The sequence below is a fragment of the Candidatus Bipolaricaulota bacterium genome, assembly GCA_021159055.1.
GTDB lineage: Bacteria > Bipolaricaulota > Bipolaricaulia > UBA7950 > UBA9294 > S016-54.
This window is the reverse complement of the sequence record JAGGSO010000010.1, coordinates 1-1138: the sequence shown is the minus strand read 5'-3', so window position 1 is coordinate 1138 and position 1138 is coordinate 1. Positions and strand designations below refer to the sequence as shown.

The window sequence follows — 1138 nt, the reverse complement described above, 5'->3', positions numbered from 1 at the left end:
AACTAGCGCCAGGCTAGGATTATAATCAAGCGATGGACAACCAATGGCGGAAAAAGCGAGGTAAGCAGTATCATCGAGGATGATGCAGCGGAAGCTCGATTGAAGGGGGAAAGAGATGCCTAAGGTTAATGACCTAAGCCTGGAAGATCTGTAATATTTGATAGAGCAGAAGATCTTGGAGATGCTTGGGGCCCCTGTTCTGAATTGGAACTGAGGGATGAGTTCAAGCATAAGCTAAAGGAACGCCTGGGAAAGCCGTTTAAGAGGATCTCCCATGAAGAGGTGTTGAAGAAGTTTGGGCAAGATTGAGTGGACGGAAGAGGCGGTAAACTGGTGCAAGATTCCTGCCGCATATCCATTTAGCGGCAATAAGGCTGCCTGCCAAGCATGCGGGCGGAAATATCGAAAAATTGGGGAAGAGAAGATAAAGCGAGTAGAATGGGAACAACAAGGGAAGGGTAAGCCATGAAATCTCAAGTAAAAGGAGCGGAGAAGGTGCCCAAGATCGCCCTCGATGCTCTCACGCAAATCCTTAGACATGTTCAGCCTGAGCGGGTGATCCTATTTGGATCCTGGGCCCGTGGTGAAGCAGGGCCTGATTCTGATCTGGATCTTCTAGTGGTGCTGCCGTTTGAAGGGCCTAGGCATCAGGTTGCGATTACTTTACTCATGGCCTTAGCCGACCTTCCGGTCCCTAAAGACTTAATCGTCCTTCGACCAGAAGAGTGGGAACGTGATAAGAATCTGCCAGGAACCGTGGCCTACCCTGCAGCGCATGAGGGAGTAGTTATCTATGCAACCTGAAGCCTTGAAAGCAGCACAGGCTTGGCTTCGAAAAGCCCAATCAGATCTGCGAGCCATTGAGATCCTGCTAAAGGATTCGGATTTTCCGCCGGATATCGTCTGCTATCACGCTCAGCAAGCGGCTGAGAAGGCATTGAAAGCTCTGCTTACAGCTTACGGAGTACCTTTCCCCAAGTCCCATGATTTGGTACTCTTGAATCGCTTGCTCCCTTCGACCGTCGATGTTGGCGTACAGCCCCGAGTTTTGGCAGAACTGAGCTACTTCGCGGTCGGATCACGCTATCCAGGCGAGCTTGAAGAATACAGTCACGGCTTAGCGGAGAAGCTTTCGCAA

At 50.5% G+C, this 1138-nt stretch carries 2 protein-coding genes; both read left to right on the top strand.

Features of this window, described 5'->3' with window-relative positions; translation table 11 throughout:
- Positions 1 to 465 precede the first annotated feature (465 nt).
- A complete protein-coding gene (locus J7J55_00600; protein MCD6141215.1) occupies positions 466 to 804 on the top strand; it encodes a nucleotidyltransferase domain-containing protein in 339 nt (112 codons plus the stop codon).
- A partial coding sequence (locus J7J55_00595) for a HEPN domain-containing protein (protein ID MCD6141214.1) occupies positions 794 to 1138 on the top strand: 345 nt, incomplete at its 3' end. The genes J7J55_00600 and J7J55_00595, both read left to right, overlap by 11 nt.

Coding starts and splice junctions, on each gene's coding strand:
- J7J55_00600 (MCD6141215.1), top strand. CDS start 466: ATGAAATCTCAAGTAAAAGGAGCGGAGAAGGTGCCCAAGATCGCCCTC.